Origin of the sequence: Mesobaculum littorinae, from assembly GCF_004011175.1 — a bacterium.
Classification (GTDB): Bacteria; Pseudomonadota; Alphaproteobacteria; order Rhodobacterales; family Rhodobacteraceae; genus Tranquillimonas; species Tranquillimonas littorinae.
In genome coordinates this window covers 1-19,021 of sequence record NZ_RQXX01000009.1, presented here as the reverse complement: position 1 = coordinate 19,021, position 19,021 = coordinate 1, and the positions used below count along the sequence as shown (strand labels likewise).

Here is a 19,021-nt window from a genome sequence, read left to right as displayed (position 1 = left end):
CGGCTTTCGCGCCTTGAAGCCTCAGCCCAGTGGCCATGGCCCCAGCCAGCCGTGCAGCAGGACGATCGCCGCGAACACGACACATGTGATCACGGCCAAACGGATATCCCCGGCAAGACTGCCGCCAGCGAAGGGCGTATAGGAATGCGCCGCGCGATTGACGAGCTTCATCTCGACCAGTGCCCAGAGCCCCATGCCTCCGAACAGCAGCAGCGACGCCAGGTCGCCGTTGGCCAGAAGATGCGCCACGGCCCAGACCACGACGCCCCAGAGCATCGGGTGGCGTATGTGCCGACGCAGCCTGCTTTTCGAGTTGCCGAGCCCGAAGAGCGCCACCGCGATCAGCATCATCAGGTTGTTGATGTGGCGCAGGAACAGGGGCGGGTCGTAGACCGCCACGAAATCGGCGCTGCGGTAGCCCCAGATCATCAGCACCAGCGACACGATCAGGGCCAGCGTGATGACGCCCTTGGCGCCGTTGCCCATGCGGGCCTGCATATCCTCGCGCACCCCGGGGGCTGCGCGTTTGAACACGTGGGCGGCGACCCAGAGGATCTCGCCCAGGACAAGGATGATCATTCGGTCCCCCGGCTGGCGATGGCTGCGGCTTTGGCAAGCGTCGCCCGCGCGGTGGCGACATGCAAGCCCTCGACGATGCGACCGTCGAGCACGGCAATGCCCTGCCCCTGCGCCGCGGCCGCCTCGTACGCGGCGATCTGCCGGCGCGCCAGGTCGATCTCGGCCCCGGTCGGCGCAAAGACTACGTTGGCGATGGCGATCTGCCCCGGGTGGATCACGGTCTTGCCGTCCATGCCCAGATCGCGCCCCTGCTCGCATTCCGCGCGCAAACCATCTTCGTCACGAAAGGCGTTGTAGACCCCGTCGAGGCAGAGGATCCCCGCCGCCCGCGCTGCCAGCAGGCAGGCCTGCAGAGATGCCATTAGCGGCAGGCGGTCGGGCCGGCCGCGGCATCCAAGCTCCTTGCCCAGATCATTGGTGCCCATCACCAGCGCCTGCATGCGGGGCGCGGCCGCGATGTCGGGTGCGTTCAATACACCCCCAGGCGTTTCGATCATCGCCCAGATCCCGGTTTCGGCACAGCCCGGCGCGGCGGCCAGCCGATCGGCGATGCGCGTGATCTCGTGGGCATGCGACACCTTGGGCACCAGAACCGCGTCGGGCGCCATGTCCGTCACCGCCTCAAGATCCGCAGCGCCCCAGGGCGTGGCCGCGCCGTTGACCCGCACGATTCGTGACCGGGCGCCATAGCCGCCCTGCGCCAGCGCCTCGCGCAGGGTGATCCGCGCGGCATCCTTTTCGGACGGCGCGACGGCGTCCTCGAGATCGAAAAGGATCGCGTCGACCGGCAGGCTGCGGGCCTTGTCCAGCGCGCGGGCCCGCGAGGCCGGGATATAGAGTGCCGACCGCCAGGGCCGTGCCGTGATGTCCAAAGCGTAGCCTCCTGCCATCGGTCGGGCAGCGGACCACAGCCCGGTCGCGCGGGCAAGCGGCATTCGGTGACAGTTTATGGACTTTCCGGGCGGGCCGCCCGCCCCGGCGGCCGCCCTGTTAACCCTATCTCAGCGCCTCGGCCGCAAGCTGGTCGACGATTTCACCGGCTCGCCCGCATGTTCGCCGGCCCGGGCCACCCCTTCCGCGCCGAACCGCCTGCCCGACCTGTGGTCACTGCCTGAAAGGACCTCGAAATGCCGAAATTCCCCTTCGCCGCCTGCGTTGCCGCTGCCCTGACCGCCAGCGCCCTCGCGCCTCCCGCCTTGGCCGAGTCCAAGAAATGCGGGCCCCGCGACAAGGTGCTGGCGCGTCTGGCCGAAAAGTTCGGCGAAACCCGCCAGTCGATCGGGCTGGGCACCAAGAACCGGGTGGTCGAGGTCTTCGCCTCGGACGACAGCGGCAGCTGGACGATCATCGTCACGGCGCCCACCGGCACCACCTGCCTGCTGGCCAGCGGCAAGTCCTTCGAACGGCTGGAAGAGGCGCTGCCGCCCGCGGGCAACCCCGCCTGATCCCGCCCCGCCATGCCGGCGCGCCGGACCGGGCGCCCGGCCACCCCATCCGGACCGGCATTCCGGTCGGCGCTCAGGTAAGCGCGTCGAAGATCAGCTTGCCGCCCGTCACCAGCAGGAAGGCATAGGTCAGGCGGAAGAACAGCTTTTCATTCACCCGCGAATGCAGGTGGACGCCGAGCCAGAGGCCCGCAAAGGCCACGGGCGCCAAGATCAGATCGGCGATCAGGGTGTCGCGGGTGAAGATCCCCAGCGCCATGTAGGGGCCAAGCTTGGCCAGGTTGACCGCCCAGAAGGTCAGCACGGTCGTTGCCTGAAACGTCGTCTTGTCCAACCCGCGTCCCAGCAGGTAAACCGCCGCCGGCGGCCCTCCGGCATGGCTGATGAAGCTGGTCAGCCCCGTCACCCCGCCCCAGAACACGCCGGCCAGACGGCCGCGGCTGGGATCGGGGCGATGCACTGCCCGCAGCTTCAGCAGGTCGCTGGCCCGCGCCATCTGGAACGCGACAAAGCCTATGGCCACCAGCCCGATCAGCAGCCGGAACATGTCCGGGTCGGCCACGCGGTAGAGCGCGGCGCCCGCCGCGATGCCCGGAAGGCTTCCCCCGATCAGGCGCAGCGCGTCGCGGCGGCTCCACCGTCCCCAGTAGGCGCGGATGGCGCCCAGATCGATCAGCATCAGCAGCGGCAGCATCAGCCCGATGGCCTGCCCCGGGCTGAGCACCAGCGCGAGGAACGGCGCTGCGGCGAAGGCCGCGCCCGACCCGAACCCGCCCTTCGACACGCCGGTGAAAAGAACCGCGGGCACCGCGAGCGCAAAGACAGTCCAATCGAAACCCACGTCTGACCTTTCCCGTGCCGCTGGGGCGATTGTGCCCCTGCCGCGCAAGCCTTGCCCCCTGCGTCGGCCAAGTTCCACCGCCCACGGGAATATTTTGACGGAACGCAAACCCTCCGATCGACATTGCCACCCCATACATGCCGGGACACCGACGCCCCGGCTCAAGGACCGCATTTTCTTGGAGGACTTATGAAACGCCTCATGACGACCGCCGCGATGGCCATGGTGCTGGGCACCGGAGCGATCGCACAGGACAGCACGACCGAAAACACGACCTTCATGGATTACTCCGAAGGAACGCAGGACGGGCTTTTCGCCTCTGACCTTATTGGCTCGCGCATCTATGCGACCGAGGACGATGTTTCGGCCGATACGGAGATGGCGGATGGTGCCGAATCCGAATGGGACGATATAGGCGAGATCAACGATATTGTCCTGTCGCCGGACGGCAACGTCGAGTCGGTGGTGCTGGGCGTCGGCGGTTTCCTCGGGATCGGCGAGCGCGACGTGGCCATTGCGATGGACCAGATCACCTTCGTGTCGGACGGCCCCGACTCCGAGGACTATTTCCTCGTGGTCAATGCAAGCCGTGAGGATATCGAGAACGCCCCGGCCTACGAACGTGAGATGGAGGCGGACACCGCGATGACCGACGACGCCGCGACCGATGGCGCCGTGGTTGCCACCGATCAGGACGAGATGGAGACCGACGCGACCGAGGGTGAAGAGGTCGAGATGTCGGCGGAAGACGGCGACATGAATGTCACCGAAGTCGAAGACACCGAGACGGCGACCGACGAGGCGCCCGTCGAAGGCGCGACTGATGTCGACGGTGAAAACGCCGATGCGACCGAGGGTGAAGAGCTCGACATGGCTGCCGAAGACGGCGACATGGACGTGACCGAGACCGAAGACACCGCAGCGTCGGAGACGGCGACGGACGACATGGCCGCCGATGATGCGGCAACCGAGGGCGAAGAGGTCGAGATGTCCGCCGAAGACGGCGACATGAACGTCACCGAAACCGAAGAAGCTTCGGCGGATGAGGCCGTGGCAGACGACGCCGCGACCGAAGAGCCTGCTGCCGAAGACGCCGCGACTGGCCCCACCGTCGAGCGTGAAGGCTATGCCGCGAGCCAGATCACCGAGCTGACCGCCGAAGATCTGGACGGCACCACTGTCTACGGCACTGACGACGAATCGATTGGCGAGATCGGCGAGCTTCTGCTCGACGACGAGGGCAACATCGAAGAGATCGTCGTGAACGTGGGCGGCTTCCTCGGCATTGGCGAAAAGCCCATTGCCGTCGGCTTCGACCAGCTGAGCGTCCTGCGTTCGGACGACGGGTCGGACGTGCGTGTCTACATGGACGCGACCGAAGAGCAGCTGGAAGCCCAGCCGCGCTATGAGCCCGCCGAATAAGGGCGACCTTTCTGACAGACGGGCGCGGTCTGCGTGCCCATCGGGGACCCGGGCCATCGGCCCGGGTTCTTTCGTAACGGCCCCTCGCGCCCGGGCGCCGCGACAGCGCGGGGGCGGGCCCGGCCTTGCGTGGCGGCGCGCTTGGCACTACCCCTCGCGGCACTAGACGGATCACATGAACGGATCGGAGACCCAAAGTCATGGCCAGACCTAAGATCGCGCTTATCGGATCGGGGCAGATCGGCGGCACCCTCGCCCATCTCGTGGCGCTCAAGGAACTGGGCGACGTTGTGATGTTCGACATTGCTGACGGCGTGCCCCAGGGCAAATCGCTCGACATCGCGGAATCGGGCCCGGCCGAAGGCTTCGACGCCAAGCTCAGCGGCACCACGGATTACGCCGACATCGCCGGCGCCGACGTCTGCATCGTCACCGCAGGCGTTCCGCGCAAGCCGGGGATGAGCCGCGACGACCTGCTGGGCATCAACCTCAAGGTCATGAAGGCCGTGGGCGAAGGCATCAAGGCCCATGCTCCCGACGCCTTTGTCATCTGCATCACCAACCCGCTCGACGCGATGGTCTGGGCGCTGCGCGAATTCTCGGGCCTGCCGCACGAAAAGGTCGTGGGCATGGCAGGCGTGCTCGATTCGGCGCGCTTCCGGCACTTCCTCAGCCTCGAATTCGACGTGTCGATGAAGGACGTCAGCGCCTTCGTCCTCGGCGGCCACGGCGACACCATGGTGCCGCTGCCGCGCTACTCGACCGTTGGCGGCATCCCGCTGCCCGATCTGGTCAAGATGGGCTGGACCACGCAGGAGAAACTGGACGCGATCATCCAGCGCACCCGCGACGGCGGCGCCGAAATCGTCGGCCTGCTGAAGACCGGTTCGGCTTTCTACGCGCCCGCGACCAGCGCGATCGAGATGGCCGAAGCCTACCTCAAGGATCAGAAGCGCGTCCTGCCCTGCGCCGCCTGGGTCGACGGGTCCTATGGCCTCAAGGGTCTCTATGTCGGCGTGCCGACGGTGATCGGCGCCAACGGCATCGAACGCGTCATAGACATCTCGCTCGACAAGGACGAGCAGGCGATGTTCGACAAGTCGGTCGACTCGGTCAAGGGCCTGGTCGAGGCCTGCAAGGGCATCGACGACTCGCTCGCCTGATCCCGGTCGGCATCCACGTATAATAAGGGGCGCCCGCGGGCGCCCCTTTGTCGTTTCGGACCGAGCAGACCGGGCAGGCTGCTCCGGATCTTCTAATTTTGTGATCACAGGAAATTTCGTGTGATCACAAACGGACCTTTTACCGGCTAGTTAGCGCTCACTCTACCGAAATGCCTTAATCTCGGCGGCGAGGCATGGCATGGAAGGGCGGAGATGAGCAATTGACGGGATAGTCGACGTGAACATCCACGAATATCAGGCGAAGGCGCTGCTGCGCGATTACGGCGCTCCGGTTTCGGACGGCCGTGTGGTCACCAAGGCCGAAGAGGCCAAGACGGCCGCGGGCGAACTGGACGGGCCGCTGTGGGTCGTCAAGGCGCAGATCCATGCGGGCGGCCGCGGCAAGGGCCACTTTGCCGAAGCCGATGCCGGCGAAAAGGGCGGCGTCCGCCTTGCCAAGTCGGTGGAAGAGGCCGAGGCCGAAGCCAAGAAGATGCTGGGCCGCACGCTGATCACGCACCAGACCGGGCCCGACGGCAAGCAGGTCAACCGCGTCTACTTCGAAGACGGCAGCGACATCGAACGCGAGCTTTACCTTGCGCTTCTGGTCGACCGTACCACAAGCCGGATCTCCTTCGTTTCCTCGACCGAGGGCGGCATGGACATCGAAGAGGTCGCCGCCGCGACGCCCGAGAAGATCCTCAGCTTCAGCGTCGATCCGGCCACGGGCTACCAGCCCTACCACGGCCGCCGCATCGCGTTCTCGCTGGGCCTCGAAGGTCAGGCGATGAAGCAGTGCGTCAAGCTGATGGGCATCCTCTACCAGGCCTTCGTCGAGAAGGACATGGAGCAGCTCGAGATCAACCCGCTGATCGTCACCGACAAGGGCGATCTGAAGGTGCTGGACGCCAAGGTCGGTTTCGACGGCAACGCGCTCTACCGCCACCAGGACATCGCCGCCCTGCGCGACGAGACCGAGGAAGACCCCAAGGAGCTTCAGGCCAGCAAGTACGACCTGAACTACATCGCTCTGGACGGCGAAATCGGCTGCATGGTCAACGGCGCGGGCCTGGCCATGGCTACGATGGACATCATCAAGCTGAAGGGCGCCGAGCCCGCGAACTTCCTCGACGTCGGTGGCGGCGCGACGAAGGAGAAGGTGACCGAGGCCTTCAAGATCATCACGTCCGACAAGAACGTGAAGGGCATCCTGGTCAACATCTTCGGCGGCATCATGCGCTGCGACATCATCGCCGAGGGCGTGATCGCCGCGGTCAAGGAAGTCGGTCTCAAGGTGCCGCTGGTCGTCCGGCTGGAAGGCACCAATGTCGAGAAGGGCAAGGAGATCATCCAGACCTCGGGGCTCGACGTCATCGCCGCCGACGACCTGTCGGACGCGGCCGAGAAAATCGTGAAGGCGGTCAAGGGCTAGGCCCGCGGGACCCGATTTCCGTAAGGCGGGTTTAACCCCGCCTGCGCCAGACACATTGGCGGGCACGGCCCGCCCCATTTTGGGAGAACGCCACAGTGGCCATTCTCGTAGACGAAAATACCAAAGTCATCTGTCAGGGCTTCACCGGCTCGCAGGGGACCTTCCACTCCGAACAGGCCATCGCCTACGGCACGCAGATGGTGGGCGGCGTGACGCCCGGCAAAGGCGGTCAGACGCATCTCGACCTGCCCGTGTTCGACAGCTGCCACGAAGCGGTCGCCAAGACCGGCGCCAATGCCAGCGTCATCTACGTGCCGCCGCCGTTCGCGGCCGATTCGATCCTCGAGGCGATCGACGCCGGGATCCCGCTGGTCTGCTGCATCACCGAAGGCATTCCGGTGCTGGACATGATGAAGGTCAAGCGCGCCCTCGAAGGGTCGCAGACCACGCTGATCGGCCCCAACTGCCCCGGTGTCATCACCCCCGGCGCCTGCAAGATCGGCATCATGCCCGGCCACATCCACAAGCGTGGCAAGGTGGGCGTTGTTTCGCGCTCGGGCACGCTTACCTATGAAGCCGTGAAACAGACGACGGACGTAGGACTGGGCCAGTCGACCTGTGTCGGCATCGGCGGCGACCCCATCAAGGGGACCGAGCACATCGACGTGCTGGAATGGTTCCTGGCAGACGACGAGACCGAGGCGATCATCATGATCGGTGAAATCGGCGGGTCGGCCGAAGAGGACGCCGCGCAGTTCCTCGCCGACGAACGCAAGGCCGGCCGCTGGAAGCCCACGGCGGGCTTCATCGCCGGGCGCACCGCCCCTCCGGGCCGCCGCATGGGCCATGCCGGTGCCATCGTCGCCGGCGGCAAAGGCGGTGCCGACGACAAGATCGAGGCCATGAAGGCGGCCGGCATCACCGTCGCCGACAGCCCCGCGGGCCTCGGCGAAGCCGTGCTTAAGGCGATCGGTTAATCCCTACCGGGCCGGGGGCCGGCCCTGCGCCAGCCCCCGGCCCGGCCGAACGAAGGACGCGCCCTCATGGGCCTTGAGATCATCAGAGCGGTCGGCACGGGCAGCGCAGGACGATGCGCCGCGCACCCCGCGACCGTCGCACCCCAAGAGGGCCCACGATGACCTTTCCCGGCGCCGTCCGCAGCTGTCTTTCGCAGTATTTCACCTTTTCCGGCCGCGCCTCGCGAGCCGAGTACTGGTATTTCGTGCTGTTCCTGTTCCTCGGCCTGCTGGCTGCCGGTTTCCTTGACGAGCTTCTCTTCGACGCGGTCGAGATCGAAGCCTCGGGCGGCGCCATCGATGCGCAGTCGAACGGCCCCATCGCCGCGACGTTTTCGCTGGTCACCCTGATCCCGGGGCTGGCCGCCGGATGGCGTCGGATGCACGACACCGGCAAGTCCGGCCTCTTCGTGCTCTACCCCCTTATCGTGATGATCGGTATCTTCGGCTTCATGCACCTAGCCGCAGGTTTGGGCAGTTTTACCCAGGGCGATCTGGCCGCCACCTTTACCGGAGGCGTCGGCATCGTGCTGTTCATCGCCTTCATCGTGCTGATCATCTCGCCGCTTCTGGTGATCTGGTGGCTGACCCGCCCCTCGTCCCCGCACAGCAACGCCTGGGGCCCGCCGCCCCCGGGGGCGACATGACCCGCCCCTGTCATCCCGTTCCCGCCGCCGTCTTCCCTCCCCTGCCCGCGACCATCAAGAGGTCTGAGCCATGACCGACCAATCCGCCAACGACCAGTTCCGCGCCTCCTCCTTCATGCAGGGGCACAACGCCGAGTACCTCGAACAGCTCTACGCCCGCTACGCCGAGGACCCGTCCTCGGTCGACGACAGCTGGGCCGCCTTCTTCGCCGAGCTGGGCGACGCGGCGGATGATGTCCGCGACGAGGCCGCAGGTCCGTCGTGGCAGCGCGGCGACTGGCCGCCCGCCCCCACCGACGAATGGGTCGCGGCCTTCGACGGCCAGTGGCCGATGGTCGCCGCCGCCCCTGCCGCCGACGGCGGCGCGCCCGCGGTCGACACCAAGGCGCTGGCCCGCAAGATCGCCGAGAAGGCCGGCAAGGAAAACATGCGCGTGACCGAGGCGCAGATCCGCCGCGCGGTGCTGGATTCGATCCGTGCGCTGATGCTGATCCGCGCCTACCGCATCCGTGGACACCTGGTCGCCGACCTCGACCCGCTGGGCATGCGCGACCCCACACCGCACCCCGAGCTGGACCCGAAATCCTATGGCTTCACCGAAGCCGACATGGATCGGCCGATCTTCATCGATAACGTGCTGGGCCTGCAGGTCGCGTCGATGCGCGAGATCACGGCGATCGTTCAGCGCACCTACTGCGGCACCTTCGCCCTGCAATACATGCACATCTCGAACCCCGAAGAGGCCGGCTGGCTGAAGGAGCGGATCGAGGGGCTGGGCAAGGAGATCGCCTTTTCCCAGGAAGGCCGCCGCGCCATCCTGAACAAGCTGGTCGAGGCCGAGGGCTTCGAGAAGTTCCTGCATGTCAAGTACATGGGCACCAAGCGTTTCGGTCTCGACGGCGGTGAAAGCCTGATCCCCGCGATGGAGCAGATCATCAAGCGCGGCGGCGCGCTGGGGGTCAAGGAGATCGTCATCGGCATGCCGCACCGCGGGCGCCTGTCGGTGCTTGCCAACGTGATGAGCAAGCCCTACCGCGCCATCTTCAACGAATTCCAGGGCGGCAGCTTCAAGCCCGAGGACGTCGAAGGCTCGGGCGACGTGAAGTATCACCTGGGCGCCTCGTCTGACCGTGAATTCGACGGCAACAAGGTGCACCTGTCGCTGACGGCCAACCCCTCGCACCTCGAGGCGGTGAACCCGGTTGTGTTGGGCAAGGCGCGGGCCAAGCAGGACCAGCTGGGCGACACCGAACGCAAGGCGGTGCTGCCGGTGCTGCTGCACGGCGATGCGGCCTTCGCAGGCCAGGGGGTAGTCGCCGAATGCTTCGGCCTGTCGGGGCTGCGCGGTCACCGCACCGGCGGCACGATCCACATCGTGGTGAACAACCAGATCGGCTTTACCACCGCACCGGCGTTTTCGCGGTCGTCGCCCTACCCCACCGATATCGCGCTGATGGTCGAAGCGCCGATCTTCCACGTCAACGGCGACGACCCCGAGGCAGTGGTTCACGCCGCCAAGGTCGCGACCGAGTTCCGGCAGAAATTCCACAAGGACGTGGTCATCGACATCTTCTGCTACCGTCGCTTCGGGCACAACGAAGGCGACGAGCCGATGTTCACCAACCCGGAGATGTACAAGAACATCAAGAAGCAGAAGACCACGCTCACCCTTTATACCGAGCGTCTGGTCAAGGACGGCCTGATCCCCGAGGGCGAGATCGAGGATGCAAAGTCCGGCTTTCAGGCCCACCTGAACGAGGAGTTCGAGGCCGGCAAGGAATACCGCCCGAACAAGGCCGACTGGCTGGACGGACGCTGGAGCCATCTCGACAAGCAGGGCGAAAAGTACCAGCGCGGCAAGACCGCCATCAAGCCCGAGACGATGGAACAGATCGGCCGTGCCCTGACCACCGCGCCCGAGAACTTCGCCACCCACCGCACCGTCGACCGGCTGCTGGGCGCCAAGAAGGAGATGTTCGAGACGGGCGCCGGCTTTGACTGGGCCACCGCCGAGGCGCTGGCCTTCGGCTCGCTTTTGACCGAGGGCTACCCGGTGCGCCTGTCGGGCCAGGATTCGGCGCGCGGCACCTTCTCGCAGCGGCACTCGGCCATCGTGAACCAGGACAACGAGGACCGGTATTACCCGCTGAACCACATCCGTGAGGGCCAGGCGCATTACGAGGTCATCGACTCGATGCTGTCGGAATACGCGGTTTGCGGTTTCGAATACGGCTATTCGATGGCCGAACCCAACGCGCTGACCCTGTGGGAGGCGCAGTTCGGCGATTTCGCCAACGGCGCGCAGATCATGTTCGACCAGTTCATCAGCTCGGGCGAATCCAAGTGGCTGCGGATGTCGGGCCTCGTCCTGCTTCTGCCGCACGGGTACGAGGGGCAGGGCCCCGAACACTCGTCCGCGCGGCTGGAACGCTTCCTGCAGATGTGCGGCCAGGACAACTGGATCGTCGCCAACTGCTCGACGCCCGCCAACTACTTCCACATCCTGCGCCGGCAGCTGCACCGCAGCTATCGCAAGCCGCTGGTAATGATGACGCCCAAGTCGCTTTTGCGGCACAAGATGGCCGTGTCGGACGCCGAGGCCTTCACGACCGGGTCGAGCTTTCACCGCGTGCTGTGGGACGATGCCGAGAAAGGGCATTCCGACACCCAGCTTGCCGCCGACGACAAGATCCGCCGCGTGGTGATGTGTTCGGGCAAGGTCTATTACGACCTTCTGGAAAAGCGCGATGCCGAAGGGCTGGACGACGTCTATCTGCTGCGCGTCGAACAGTTCTATCCGTTCCCGGCCCTGTCTCTCGTCAAAGAGCTTCAGCGCTTCCCGACGGCGGAAATGGTCTGGTGCCAGGAAGAGCCCAAGAACCAGGGCGCCTGGACCTTTATCGAACCCAATCTCGAATGGGTCCTGACGCGGATCAAGGCCAAGCACGGGCGCCCGGACTATGCCGGTCGCGCCGCCTCGGCCTCGCCCGCGACGGGGCTCGCCTCGCAGCACAAGCAACAGCAACAGGCGCTGGTGAATGCCGCGCTGGGCATCAAGGAGTGATCCCCCGTGAGTACTGAAGTTCGCGTTCCAACCTTGGGCGAATCGGTGACCGAAGCGACCGTCGCCACATGGTTCAAGAAGCCGGGCGATACGGTCGCGACAGACGAGATGCTCTGTGAGCTGGAAACCGACAAGGTGACCGTCGAAGTGCCCGCGCCCGCTTCGGGCGTGCTGGGCGACATCGTCGCCGCCGAGGGCGAGACGGTGGGCGTCGACGCTCTGCTGGCCACCATCGCCGAAGAGGGCAACGCGGGTCCCGAAGAGACCAAGCCGCGCCCCGAACCCGCGCAGAGCGAAGAGAAGGCCGATACCGGCAGCGCCTCCGCGGCATCGGCGGGCGAAGGCGGCAACGACGGCGGTCAGGTCGTCGACGTCCCCGTGCCCACGCTGGGTGAATCGGTGACCGAGGCCACGATCGCCACGTGGTTCAAGAAAGAGGGCGACAGCGTCGAGGCCGACGAGATGCTGTGCGAGCTTGAGACCGACAAGGTGTCGGTCGAGGTGCCCGCCCCTGCCGCGGGCACGCTGACCAAGATCCTCAAGGGCGAGGGCGAAACCGTCGAGGCCGGCGGCAAGCTGGCCGAGATGACGCGCGGCGGCACCGGCGGCCAGCCGCATTCAGCCGATCAGGGCACGCCCGAGACGACCGAGGCCCCCGGCGGCCGCCAGGGCGCGGATACCGCGCGCGGCGACGTCGAGGATGCGCCCTCGGCCAAGAAGTTGATGGCCGAAAAGGGCCTGTCGCGCGACGACGTGACCGGCACCGGCAAGGATGGGCGCATCATGAAGGAAGACGTGCAGAAGGCGGCTTCGGGCGCCCGCGCGTCAGACGGGCCCAAGGCCCCCGCGCCGCAGCCCGCGCAGCCCAAGCGCGGCCCCTCGCCCGCGGCGGATGCGGACCGCGAGGAGCGGGTCAAGATGACCCGCCTGCGCCAGACGATCGCCCGCCGCCTGAAGGACGCGCAGAACACCGCTGCGATGCTGACGACCTACAACGAGGTCGACATGACCGAGGTCATGGCGCTGCGGAAGGAGTACAAGGACCTCTTCGAGAAGAAGCACGGCGTGAAGCTGGGCTTCATGTCCTTCTTCACCAAGGCCTGCGTGCACGCGCTGAAAGAGGTCCCCGACGTCAACGCCGAGATCGACGGCACCGACGTGATCTACAAGAACTACGTCCACATGGGCATCGCCGTCGGCACGCCCACGGGTCTGGTGGTTCCGGTGATCCGCGACGCCGACGCGATGTCCTTTGCCGAGATCGAGAAGTCGATCAACGAGATGGGCAAGAAGGCGCGCGACGGCAAGCTGTCGATGGCCGACATGCAGGGCGGCAGCTTCACCATCTCGAACGGCGGCGTCTACGGTTCGCTGATGTCCTCGCCGATCCTGAACCCGCCGCAGTCGGGCATCCTGGGCATGCACAAGATCCAGGAGCGTCCGATGGTCGTGGGCGGCGAGATCAAGGTGCGCCCGATGATGTACCTCGCGCTCAGCTACGATCACCGCATCGTCGACGGCAAGGGTGCGGTGACCTTCCTCGTCCGCGTCAAGGAGGCGCTCGAGGATCCGCGCCGCCTGCTGATGGATCTCTGATCTTGCCGCAAGGCGGATCCATAACCGTTCCGGAGGGCGCCGCCCGGCGCCCTTCGCCCCCCCTCCCGGGACTTGCCCGCATGTTTCGACGCCTGCTCCCCCTGCCGCTGCTTGCCGCCGCCTGTGCGCCCGCGGTGAACACCCCCGGCGCGCCGCAGGTCCGGCACGTGGAGAGCACCAAGACCGCGGGCGACGGCGCCCGCTGGCACCTGTTCATCTACGACCCCGCCCAGCCCCGGCCCCTGGACGAACGCATTGCGCTGGCGCAGGCCGCCGTGCGCGACGATCCCGCCTGCCGCTGGGTCGGTGCCGGGCGCGACACGCTGGCCGCCGAAACATCCTCGCAAGGGGCGCGTTATGCCGAGACAACGCTCGCCGCGCCCCTGCGCTGCGACACCTGATGCGGAACGCGAGGAGCTGATGAGCGACGATCTTCCCACCCTGATCCGCCACGACGATCCCGAGCGCCAGAGCCGGCGCGACGATCGCCATGGTCACTTCGAATTCCAAGACGTGGTCGACGGCGCCGCCGGTCCGACCAGCGGGCTCGCCCACACCATCGTCAAGTTCGACGAGGGCGGGCACGAGGCGCCGCATAGTCACGGCGTGGCCCGCACGGTACATGTGCTCGAAGGGTCGGGCGAGGTTGTGATCGGGGACAAGACCCACGCGCTGGAGAAGGGCGACACCGTCTTCGTGCCCGCGGGCGTCACCCACGCCCTGCGCGCGCCCGCGGGGCCGCTCAGGGTCTTCTGCTCCTTCCCGGCCGATAGCCTCGACGCCATCGGTCACAACTTTGACGGAGAGGAATGACATGCAGCTTCTGGCCCGCTTCGAGACCCGGAACGCCGCCACGTGGCGGCAAAGCTTCGACGCCGCCGCGGAATCGCGTGGTGCGGCGGGGCTGACCGTCCTGCAGATCTGGCAGGAGGCCGACAGCCCCGGCACCGCCTGGGTGCTGTTCGAGGTCTCCGACCCCGCCCGGGCGCGCAGCTATATCGACACCGGGCAGGCCGCGCTGCACGATACCGAGGCCGGCGTCACATCGGCCCAGTGGCATTTCGTTAAGACGGCCTGACAAGATGGTTTGCCCTGCAACCCCGATGCCCCCGAGACGCGCCCGCCGGCCGGGTGGCAGGGCCTTGATACGCCAAGGTGCGGCGCCCCGCCCCCGCGGTCCGGGCGCAGCTCACAGCCCCCCTTGCCGCAAGGACGACCGCGCATGACCCCTGAGCTTTACGTCCTTACCCTTGCCGGTCTTTGGCAGGTGGTGCAGTTCGCGCTGGCCGCGATCCCCGCCAACCGCGAACTCGGTCCCGCCAAGACCATGAGCCCGCGCGACCCGCAGCGGATGGACAAGCCACTGACCGAGCAGATGAGCCTGCGCACCGGCCGACTGTTCCGCGCGCTCAACAACCATTTCGAGGCGTTGATCCTCTTCACCATCGCGGTGGTCACGGTCAGCCTCTCGGGCAGCTCCGGCTGGTTCACCACGGCCTGCGCCTGGGTCTACCTTGCCGCCCGCATCCTCTACGTCCCCGCCTACGCCTATGGCTGGGTTCCGGGGCGGTCGATCATCTTTGCGGTGGGCCTCGGCGCCACCACGCTCATGCTTCTGGCGGCGCTGTTCTGATGTCGCCGTACGTCATCCACATCCCCGGCGGGCTTCACGCCGCCGATGCAGGCGCGGCCCCCGCGTCGCCCTGCCCGGCCAGCCCACCGCACGTCCTCTGAAATCCAAGGAGTTCCCATGTCCAGCTACGACGTCATCGTGATCGGCTCCGGCCCCGGCGGCTATGTCTGCGCCATCCGCTGTGCCCAGCTCGGGCTCAAGACCGCCTGTGTCGAGGGCAACGAGACGTTGGGCGGCACCTGTCTCAACATCGGGTGCATCCCGTCCAAGGCGCTGCTGCATGCCACGCACCAGCTGCACGAAGCCGAACACAACTTTGCCAAGATGGGCCTTAAGGGCAAATCCCCCTCGGTCGACTGGGCGCAGATGCAGGCCTACAAGGACGACGTCATCGCCCAGAACACCAAGGGCATCGAGTTCCTGTTCAAGAAGAACAAGATCGACTGGCTCAAGGGCTGGGGATCGATCCCCGAGGCTGGCAAGGTCAAGGTCGGCGACGAGGTGCACGAGGCCAAGAACATCGTCATCGCCTCGGGCTCGGTGCCCGCCGGTCTGCCCGGTGTCGAGATCGATGAAAAGACCGTGGTGACCTCCACCGGCGCGCTGTCCCTGTCGAAACCGCCCAAGACCATGGTGGTGATCGGCGGCGGTGTCATCGGGCTTGAAATGGGGTCGGTCTACGCGCGCCTCGGCGCCGAGGTAACGGTGGTCGAATACCTGGACCGCATCACCCCCGGCATGGACATGGAGACGACGCGCCAGTTCCAGAAGATTCTGGGCAAGCAGGGCATCAACTTCGTGCTGGGCGCCGCCGTGTCCTCGGCCAAGCCCTCCAAGGGCAAGGCCAAGGTCACCTACACCCTGCGCAAAGACGACAGCGAGCACGAGCTCGACGCCGACGCGGTGCTGGTCGCCACGGGCCGCAAGTCCTTTACCGACGGGCTGGGGCTGGCCGAGGCGGGGGTCGAGATGACCGACCGCGGCCAGGTCAAGACCGACCACTTCGCCACCTCCGTCAGGGGCATCTACGCCATCGGCGACGCCACCACCGGTCCGATGCTCGCCCACAAGGCCGAGGATGAGGGCATGGCCGTGGCCGAGATCCTCGCCGGCAAGCAGGGTCACGTGAACTACGGCGTGATTCCGGCGGTGATCTACACCCACCCCGAAGTCGCGACCGTGGGACAGACCGAGGAGCTTCTGAAGGACGAGGGCCGCGCCTACAAGGTCGGCAAGTTCTCCTTCATGGGCAACGGCCGGGCCAAGGCGAACTTTGCCGCCGACGGCTTCGTCAAGATCCTCGCCGACAAGGAGACCGACCGCATCCTCGGCGCGTCCATCATCGGTCCGATGGCGGGCGACCTGATCCACGAGATCTGCGTCGCGATGGAGTTCGGCGCGGCAGCGCAGGACCTGGCCCTCACCTGCCACGCGCACCCCACCTACTCCGAGGCGGTGCGCGAAGCCGCGCTGGCCTGCGGCGATGGGGCCATCCACGCATGAGGCGCCGGGCCGGGGCGCCCCGGCCCAGCCCATCCGCCTTTAGACACAAAGGACCCCGGCCACGCGGCCGGGGTCCTTTTTCGTTCGGGCAGGCTTATGCCCTCTCCGCCCATCCCGCCGGCAGTTGCAGGCCAAGCGGCTACTCACGCTCCGATGCCGTTCGGCCGCAACGCCGCGCAAAGCCTGCCCCTCCCCCTTCCGGGGGCGCGCATTGGGACGTCCAGCAGAGCCGAAGCGACGCCAATGCTCCATGGGCCCGCCTCGCCGCGCTCGACCCAGCGCCACCCGAGGTCGGGGGGAACTATGTGCGGCAAGGCGGGAGGACGCCCCCTATGCCACGACGTGTTCAGACGGCTCCTTGGAAGACTGGTTGCCGAAACTTCCTGCCCGATCGGGTCAGCAGCCGGCACCAGGTGCAAGCGTAGCCGGATCCTGCCCCGGCCCACCACGGGGCGGCGGGCGTGCGATTCTCGGATCGGTCCACTGGATCGATCCGCCCGGGGCGTAGCCCCGGGCCGGATCCTGCCCCGGCCCGCCGCGGGGCGGCGGGCGTTCGATCCTTGGATCGGTCCACTGGACCGATCCGCCCGGGGCGTGGCCCCGGGCCGGATCTCACCCCACAAGAAGTCTGAGGCCCTGGGTCACGTCGGTGCGCACGGCCAGACGCAGGCCGGGCTCGTCCCCCGCCTGCAACGCCGCTACGATCAGCCTGTGGTTCGACGGCACCTCGGTGCGCCGCAAGCGCCCGTACAGCTTGCGCATCGTGGGACCGAGCTGAAGCCAGACCGTTTCCGCCATCGCCAGCATCGCCGGCGCCTGCGCCCGCAGGTACAGCGTGCGGTGGAATTCGAGGTTGGTGCGGATGTAGCCCACTGCATCCTCCTTAGCGATCACCTCGGCAATGGCGCCGTTGATCGTCTGCAGCCGGTCCGTCAGGGCGAAATGCGCCCGTGGCAGGGCGCGGCTCGCCAGTTCGGTCTCGATCAGCGCCCTGAGCGCAGCCAGCTCCTCGATCCGCTCGGGCGAAAGCTCCGGCGTGGAGACCCGGCCCGAAGCCGACAGCGTCAGCGCACCTTCCGCCACCAGCCGTCGCACGGCCTCGCGCGCGGGGGTCATCGACACGCCGAACTGCTTGCCGATGCCGCGCAGCGTCAGCGACGCACCGGGCGCAAGCTCGCCATGCATGATCTGGCCGCGCAGGGCGCGATAGACCCGGTCATGGGCGGCGCCGGCGGGCAGGGTATCGGTCGAGGGCGGGCGGGGCTGGATCAGCATGGGTCATCCTGCGGGCAAGAACGAGGGGGCGTCAATCGCCGAAGCGCCAGCGATGCAGGCCGGCCCCCTCTTCCCGCAGCCAGCGCCTTTGGGCGGCGTGGTCGGGGCAAAGCTCGGCCACCAGCGACCAGAAGGCCGGAGAATGATCCATCCGGCACAGATGCGCGACCTCGTGCGCGGCAACGTAGTCGAGGACGGGAACAGGGGCGAGGATCAGCCGCCACGAATACATCAGGTCGCCCGCCGACGAACACGACCCCCACCGCGACCGCGTGTCCCGCAGCGTGATCCGCCCCACGCGGGCGCCCAGACGGCGGGCATAGTGTTCCGAGGCGGCCGAAAGCCGGGCCCGCGCCGCTTCGCGCAGGGCCGCGCGCAGGGCCGGCACGCCGCGCGGGCCGTCGGGGATGGCGATGCTGTCGGGCCCCAGCCGGACGCCGCGCCCCGGCCCCGCGATGACCGGGAGGTCGCGTCCCTCGAACGCCACGCGCCCACCGATCCCCACCTGCACCGCCGGCGCCTGCCGAGCCAGTGCATCACGCACCCAGTCCTCTCGCGCCTGCAGGAAGGCCAGCGCGCTGCGCTCGCTGGTACGCCGCGGGACGCTCAGCGTGACCCGCCCATCCAGCGCGGAGACACGCAGCGACAGCCGCCGCGCCTGGGCCGAACGGCGCAGCGTGACCTCGATCGGAGGGTTGCCTGTCAGCGTCGTCGTGCCCATATCCGTTCTCTGCCACGTCCTTTTCGGGCCATCATGGTCCGTTCGCCCCGCTTCGGGACGAATTCGCTTTGACAGGCCCGGGGGCATGTGGCAACTGGCTTCGACTTCAACGGACGCATGAAGGGGATGACCCATGCCCAAGGAAGAATGGGGCACGAAGCGGCTGTGCCCGACCACCGGCAAACGCTTCTACGACCTCAACCGTGACCCTGTCGTCAGCCCCTACACGGGCGAAGTGGTGACGCTCGACACCGGCAAGGGGTCGCGCACCATGCTGGCGGACAAGGCCGACAAGCAGTCGCAGAAGAAGGACGACAGCCTTGTCGACGAAGAGGACGTGGTTCTCGAGGACGACAACGACGACGACAACGTCGATCTGGGCGACGACGTCCTGGAAGACGATGACGACGACGACAACGTGTCGCTCGACGATATCGCGGACGTTTCGTCGGAAGACGAAGACAACTGAGGCGCGCCGGCGGGCGACGCGGCGGCAAGCAGGGATTTTTCCGCTTGCACGCCCCGCCCGCCTCGCCTAGAGAAGCGCGCACAGGACGACGCCGACACGGCGTCACCTGATCGGGGCCTTAGCTCAGCTGGGAGAGCGCCTGCATGGCATGCAGGAGGTCAGCGGTTCGATCCCGCTAGGCTCCACCAATATCCCTCTGAAAAGCACCAGATAGT

The 19,021-nt window shown here is 67.0% G+C and carries 19 protein-coding genes and 1 tRNA gene; 15 read left to right on the top strand and 5 right to left on the bottom strand.

Annotation, left to right across the window (positions count from 1 at the left end; translation table 11 throughout):
- Nucleotides 1–21: 21 nt before the first annotated feature.
- Together EKE94_RS17300 and EKE94_RS17295 are read right to left on the bottom strand one after the other, a co-directional pair.
- A complete protein-coding gene (locus EKE94_RS17300) occupies nt 22–579 on the bottom strand; it encodes an NnrU family protein (RefSeq protein ID WP_127907894.1) in 558 nt (185 codons plus the stop codon).
- Nucleotides 576–1,451: an HpcH/HpaI aldolase/citrate lyase family protein gene (locus EKE94_RS17295; protein ID WP_127907893.1), complete on the bottom strand. Its 876-nt coding sequence runs from the start codon at nt 1,449–1,451 to the stop codon at nt 576–578. The genes EKE94_RS17300 and EKE94_RS17295 overlap by 4 nt, the downstream gene beginning before the upstream one ends.
- A 255-nt stretch (nt 1,452–1,706) precedes the next feature.
- On the opposite strand from EKE94_RS17295, the gene EKE94_RS17290 reads away from it, so the two are divergent.
- Entirely contained in the window at nt 1,707–2,024 is a 318-nt protein-coding gene (locus EKE94_RS17290; protein ID WP_127907892.1) for a hypothetical protein, read from the top strand.
- A 73-nt stretch (nt 2,025–2,097) separates the two neighbouring features.
- Here EKE94_RS17290 and EKE94_RS17285 read toward each other — a convergent pair whose 3' ends face one another.
- On the bottom strand, nt 2,098–2,865 hold the full coding sequence (locus tag EKE94_RS17285) for a sulfite exporter TauE/SafE family protein (RefSeq protein ID WP_235856083.1): 768 nt from the start codon (nt 2,863–2,865) through the stop codon (nt 2,098–2,100).
- A 189-nt stretch (nt 2,866–3,054) separates the two neighbouring features.
- Here EKE94_RS17285 and EKE94_RS17280 point away from each other — a divergent pair, with 189 nt between their 5' ends.
- From EKE94_RS17280 to lpdA, 12 genes are all read left to right on the top strand, one after another.
- Nucleotides 3,055–4,287 carry a PRC-barrel domain-containing protein gene (locus EKE94_RS17280; protein ID WP_127907890.1) on the top strand — a complete coding sequence of 411 codons (1,233 nt, stop codon included), beginning with the start codon at nt 3,055–3,057 and terminating at the stop codon, nt 4,285–4,287.
- A gap of 200 nt (nt 4,288–4,487) precedes the next feature.
- A complete protein-coding gene (mdh, locus tag EKE94_RS17275) occupies nt 4,488–5,450 on the top strand; it encodes a malate dehydrogenase (protein WP_127907889.1) in 963 nt (320 codons plus the stop codon).
- Nucleotides 5,451–5,688: 238 nt separating this feature from the next.
- The gene (sucC, locus tag EKE94_RS17270) at nt 5,689–6,882 is read left to right on the top strand and encodes an ADP-forming succinate--CoA ligase subunit beta (RefSeq protein WP_127907888.1); all 1,194 of its coding nucleotides are present in this window, start codon (nt 5,689–5,691) and stop codon (nt 6,880–6,882) included.
- 95 nt (nt 6,883–6,977) lie between these two features.
- Nucleotides 6,978–7,859, top strand: a complete 882-nt coding sequence (gene sucD, locus EKE94_RS17265; RefSeq protein ID WP_127907887.1) for a succinate--CoA ligase subunit alpha — start codon at nt 6,978–6,980, stop codon at nt 7,857–7,859.
- Between the two features lie 158 nt (nt 7,860–8,017).
- Nucleotides 8,018–8,545: a DUF805 domain-containing protein gene (locus EKE94_RS17260; protein ID WP_127907886.1), complete on the top strand. Its 528-nt coding sequence runs from the start codon at nt 8,018–8,020 to the stop codon at nt 8,543–8,545.
- Between the two features lie 70 nt (nt 8,546–8,615).
- Complete coding sequence (locus tag EKE94_RS17255) at nt 8,616–11,609, top strand: 2-oxoglutarate dehydrogenase E1 component (protein WP_127907885.1); 2,994 nt, start codon at nt 8,616–8,618, stop codon at nt 11,607–11,609.
- Nucleotides 11,610–11,615: 6 nt separating this feature from the next.
- Complete coding sequence (gene odhB, locus EKE94_RS17250) at nt 11,616–13,205, top strand: 2-oxoglutarate dehydrogenase complex dihydrolipoyllysine-residue succinyltransferase (protein ID WP_127907884.1); 1,590 nt, start codon at nt 11,616–11,618, stop codon at nt 13,203–13,205.
- A gap of 80 nt (nt 13,206–13,285) precedes the next feature.
- Nucleotides 13,286–13,606 (top strand): hypothetical protein, encoded by a 321-nt coding sequence (locus EKE94_RS17245; protein ID WP_127907883.1) that lies wholly within the window; start codon nt 13,286–13,288, stop codon nt 13,604–13,606.
- A gap of 19 nt (nt 13,607–13,625) precedes the next feature.
- Complete coding sequence (locus tag EKE94_RS17240; protein ID WP_164871009.1) at nt 13,626–14,018, top strand: cupin domain-containing protein; 393 nt, start codon at nt 13,626–13,628, stop codon at nt 14,016–14,018.
- Between the two features lies 1 nt (nt 14,019).
- The gene (locus EKE94_RS17235) at nt 14,020–14,283 is read left to right on the top strand and encodes a hypothetical protein (protein ID WP_206615113.1); all 264 of its coding nucleotides are present in this window, start codon (nt 14,020–14,022) and stop codon (nt 14,281–14,283) included.
- A gap of 144 nt (nt 14,284–14,427) precedes the next feature.
- The gene (locus tag EKE94_RS17230) at nt 14,428–14,838 is read left to right on the top strand and encodes an MAPEG family protein (protein WP_127907881.1); all 411 of its coding nucleotides are present in this window, start codon (nt 14,428–14,430) and stop codon (nt 14,836–14,838) included.
- A 117-nt stretch (nt 14,839–14,955) separates the two neighbouring features.
- Nucleotides 14,956–16,341: a dihydrolipoyl dehydrogenase gene (gene lpdA, locus EKE94_RS17225; protein WP_127907880.1), complete on the top strand. Its 1,386-nt coding sequence runs from the start codon at nt 14,956–14,958 to the stop codon at nt 16,339–16,341.
- Nucleotides 16,342–16,953: 612 nt separating this feature from the next.
- On the opposite strand, the gene EKE94_RS17220 is transcribed toward lpdA, so the two are convergent.
- Both EKE94_RS17220 and EKE94_RS17215 read right to left on the bottom strand, forming a co-directional pair.
- Nucleotides 16,954–17,616 carry a GntR family transcriptional regulator gene (locus EKE94_RS17220; protein ID WP_127907879.1) on the bottom strand — a complete coding sequence of 221 codons (663 nt, stop codon included), beginning with the start codon at nt 17,614–17,616 and terminating at the stop codon, nt 16,954–16,956.
- Nucleotides 17,617–17,647: 31 nt separating this feature from the next.
- Nucleotides 17,648–18,337, bottom strand: a complete 690-nt coding sequence (locus tag EKE94_RS17215; RefSeq protein WP_127907878.1) for a M48 family metallopeptidase — start codon at nt 18,335–18,337, stop codon at nt 17,648–17,650.
- A 133-nt stretch (nt 18,338–18,470) separates the two neighbouring features.
- On the opposite strand from EKE94_RS17215, the gene EKE94_RS17210 reads away from it, so the two are divergent.
- The gene (locus EKE94_RS17210; protein ID WP_127907877.1) at nt 18,471–18,806 is read left to right on the top strand and encodes a TIGR02300 family protein; all 336 of its coding nucleotides are present in this window, start codon (nt 18,471–18,473) and stop codon (nt 18,804–18,806) included.
- Nucleotides 18,807–18,918: 112 nt separating this feature from the next.
- A tRNA-Ala gene (locus EKE94_RS17205) sits at nt 18,919–18,994 on the top strand.
- Nucleotides 18,995–19,021 lie beyond the last annotated feature (27 nt).

Coding starts and splice junctions, on each gene's coding strand:
- EKE94_RS17290 (WP_127907892.1), top strand. CDS start 1,707: ATGCCGAAATTCCCCTTCGCCGCCTGCGTTGCCGCTGCCCTGACCGCC.
- EKE94_RS17280 (WP_127907890.1), top strand. CDS start 3,055: ATGAAACGCCTCATGACGACCGCCGCGATGGCCATGGTGCTGGGCACC.
- EKE94_RS17300 (WP_127907894.1), bottom strand. CDS start 579: ATGATCATCCTTGTCCTGGGCGAGATCCTCTGGGTCGCCGCCCACGTG.
- mdh (WP_127907889.1), top strand. CDS start 4,488: ATGGCCAGACCTAAGATCGCGCTTATCGGATCGGGGCAGATCGGCGGC.
- EKE94_RS17260 (WP_127907886.1), top strand. CDS start 8,018: ATGACCTTTCCCGGCGCCGTCCGCAGCTGTCTTTCGCAGTATTTCACC.
- EKE94_RS17245 (WP_127907883.1), top strand. CDS start 13,286: ATGTTTCGACGCCTGCTCCCCCTGCCGCTGCTTGCCGCCGCCTGTGCG.
- EKE94_RS17255 (WP_127907885.1), top strand. CDS start 8,616: ATGACCGACCAATCCGCCAACGACCAGTTCCGCGCCTCCTCCTTCATG.
- EKE94_RS17210 (WP_127907877.1), top strand. CDS start 18,471: ATGCCCAAGGAAGAATGGGGCACGAAGCGGCTGTGCCCGACCACCGGC.
- lpdA (WP_127907880.1), top strand. CDS start 14,956: ATGTCCAGCTACGACGTCATCGTGATCGGCTCCGGCCCCGGCGGCTAT.
- EKE94_RS17235 (WP_206615113.1), top strand. CDS start 14,020: ATGCAGCTTCTGGCCCGCTTCGAGACCCGGAACGCCGCCACGTGGCGG.
- EKE94_RS17240 (WP_164871009.1), top strand. CDS start 13,626: ATGAGCGACGATCTTCCCACCCTGATCCGCCACGACGATCCCGAGCGC.
- EKE94_RS17215 (WP_127907878.1), bottom strand. CDS start 18,337: ATGGGCACGACGACGCTGACAGGCAACCCTCCGATCGAGGTCACGCTG.
- EKE94_RS17230 (WP_127907881.1), top strand. CDS start 14,428: ATGACCCCTGAGCTTTACGTCCTTACCCTTGCCGGTCTTTGGCAGGTG.
- EKE94_RS17220 (WP_127907879.1), bottom strand. CDS start 17,616: ATGCTGATCCAGCCCCGCCCGCCCTCGACCGATACCCTGCCCGCCGGC.